This is a genomic window from Betaproteobacteria bacterium (assembly GCA_016791345.1).
Taxonomy (GTDB): Bacteria; Pseudomonadota; Gammaproteobacteria; order Burkholderiales; family JAEUMW01; genus JAEUMW01.
The window spans coordinates 1-2,635 of record JAEUMW010000088.1 but is presented as its reverse complement, the minus strand read 5'-3'; the positions used below and the strand labels follow the sequence as shown (position 1 = coordinate 2,635).

Annotated in this window: 3 protein-coding genes; 1 reads left to right on the top strand and 2 read right to left on the bottom strand. The window is 64.5% G+C overall.

Features of this window, described 5'->3' with window-relative positions; translation table 11 throughout:
- Positions 1-717, top strand: a 717-nt coding sequence (locus JNK68_03635) for a phosphoesterase (protein ID MBL8539442.1), incomplete at its 5' end; no start/stop codon positions are given.
- A 41-nt stretch (positions 718-758) separates the two neighbouring features.
- On the opposite strand, the gene JNK68_03630 is transcribed toward JNK68_03635, so the two are convergent.
- Both JNK68_03630 and JNK68_03625 read right to left on the bottom strand, forming a co-directional pair.
- The gene (locus tag JNK68_03630) at positions 759-2,135 is read right to left on the bottom strand and encodes an FAD-containing oxidoreductase (GenBank protein ID MBL8539441.1); all 1,377 of its coding nucleotides are present in this window, start codon (positions 2,133-2,135) and stop codon (positions 759-761) included.
- A 50-nt stretch (positions 2,136-2,185) separates the two neighbouring features.
- A partial coding sequence (locus JNK68_03625; protein MBL8539440.1) for an alpha/beta hydrolase occupies positions 2,186-2,635 on the bottom strand: 450 nt, incomplete at its 5' end.

The following is a 2,635-nucleotide window of genomic DNA, read 5'->3' as shown; positions in this document are numbered from 1 at the left end:
CAGCACCCTCTCGGCAGCGTCAAGTCGGGCGAGATGATCATCAAGAGGACGTATGAAGCTCTGCGCGCCTCGCCGATCTGGAACGACAGTATGCTCATCATCACCTATGACGAGCACGGCGGCTTCTACGATCACGTCGCTCCCCCGTCGGCGCGGCGCACCGGCTCCACCGGACGAAAGTTCGGGTTCACGTTCGATCAGCTCGGTCCGCGAGTCCCGGCTATCGTCATCTCGCCGCGCATTCCGAGGAACATGATCGACCATCGCACCTACGAGCACTCGACGATCGTAGCCACGGTGATAAGACTCTTCGGCCTCAAGGAGCTCACGGCGCGATCGTCGTTTACCTCGGACCTGAAGCCCTTGGCCACGCTCGATGAGCCTCGGTCCGACGCTCCGATGACGCTGCCGGATCCAATGGGTGCGGCGCTCGCCCGGGTCGTCGAGGTCCCATTCGAAGCGAAGACGGCCAAAGAGCCGGACAGGGCCATTGATGACGATCCGACGGGCAGGATTGCAGCGACCCTTGCGTCGGGCCTTGCCCAGCATCTCGAGGTCACACCGCCGTTTGAGCACGCCACGATCATAGCTCGCGTCGACGCCCTGCGAACGCGCGCAGAGGCGCTGGAGTACTTGAAGGAAGTACACGTTCTCGTGAAAGCCGCCAGACAGAAGGCTGGTGTCCAGCGAAGCGCCAGCGTTCGCGCTCACCAATGACCCGCGAGCTTGTGGGCCGCAGGCTCCCCGTCGGGGACGTATCAGACGAGGGGCCGCAAGTCGCCAAGCAGCGTCGGGATGAGCTCGGTGACCGTCGGGTGGATGTGCATCGCACGCTGGATCGCAGTGTATGGGGCCTTGGCATACATCACATCGAGCAGTGAATGCACGATCTCGTCGCCGTTGAGACCGAGCAGCGACGCACCCAGCAACTCCTTCGAGTCCGCGTCTACCACCACTTTCATGAACCCCTGCGTCTCGCCTGCCTCGTGCGCGCGGCCGACGCGCGTCATGGGCATCTTCGCCGCGAGCACATGGCGGCCGCTCGTGCGCGCCTCCTTCTCTGTCATGCCGGCTCGCCCCAGCGGCGGATCGATGAATAGCGCGTAAGCCTGGATGCGGTCCGAGATCCGCCGCCGGTCGCCATCGAAAAGGTTCGCGGCGACGATCTCGTAGTCGTTGTAGGAAGTGTGCGTGAAACCACCCTGGCCGTTCGCGTCGCCAAGCGCCCAGACGCCTGGAGCGCTGGTGCGGCATTCGTCGTCCACGTTGATGTAGCCGCGCGCGTCGGTCTCGACGCCCGCTTGGTCGAGGCCAAGGTCGTGAGTATTCGGCACCCGCCCGACCGCCAGCAGGACGTGGCTGCCGACAGCGAGCGGCGCTCCGTCTTTGCATTCGAGCGTGACCGCGACCCGATCACCGTTCCTGGACAAGGCCATGCACTCGGCGCCGGTGCGGATCTCGATGCCTTCGCGCTCAAGGATGACACGGATCTCGTCGGAAATGTCGTCGTCCTCGCGCGCGATCAAGCGCGGCGCCCGCTCGACGACGGTCACGTTCGCGCCGAAACGGCGGTACATCTGCGCGAATTCGAGACCGATGTAGCTCCCGCCGACGATCACGAGGTGCTCGGGCAGGAAGTCCAGCGCCAGCATCGTCGAACTGGTGAGGAAGGGAATCTCCTGCACACCGGGCATGTCGGGCACGAAGGGCCTGGCGCCCACGTTGATGAAGATGCGATCCGCCTCGAGCGTGCGGCCATCCACCATGACGGTGCGCGGACCGCTGAACCGGGCGTGCCCGCGCACGAGGGTGACGTTCTTCATCCCGCCGATCCAGCCGGTGACACCTTCCGACGACTGGCGTACCACCGCGTCCTTGCGCGCCTTGACCGCGCGCATGTCGACGTGGATGTCGCCGGCCGTAAAGCCGTATTCGGAGCCACGCCGCGCCGTGTGCGCCGCCCGCGCGCTCGCGACCAGCGTCTTGGTCGGGATGCAGCCGACGTTGACGCAAGTGCCACCCACGAGCTTCCGCTCCACCACCGCCGTTCGAAGACCCTCCTGATTCATTCTTGCGCACAGAGCCGGACCTGCCTGGCCGGTACCGATCACGATTGCGTCGAAGCGTTCGGACATGGTGCTCGCCTCCTCAATCTGTGCTGCAGGCCCCGGGCCTACGGCAATCCTCACCAGCTGTCGACGTCGACCACGGCCTGCGCAAACGCTTGCGGTGCTTCCTGCGGCAGATTGTGGCCGATGCCGCCCCCGATGAGCCGATGTGCATACTTGCCCGAGAACTTCTTCGCATAGGCACTCGGGTCCGGGTGCGGTGCGCCGTTCGCATCACCTTCAAGAGTAATGGTCGGCACGGTGATTACCGGGAATGTGGCAAGCCGCCTTTCCATCTCGTCGTACTTCGGCTCACCCGCAGCCAGTGCGAGCCGCCAGCGGTAATTGTGGATGACGATGGCGACGTGATCCGGGTTGTCGAAGGCGGCTGCGCTGCGGTCGAACGTGGCATCGTCGAAATCCCATTTCGGCGAGGCGAGATGCCAGATGAGCTTCGAAAAGTCGTGGCGGTATTTCTCGTAGCCTGCCTGGCCGCGGTCGGTCGCGAAATAAAACTGATACCACCA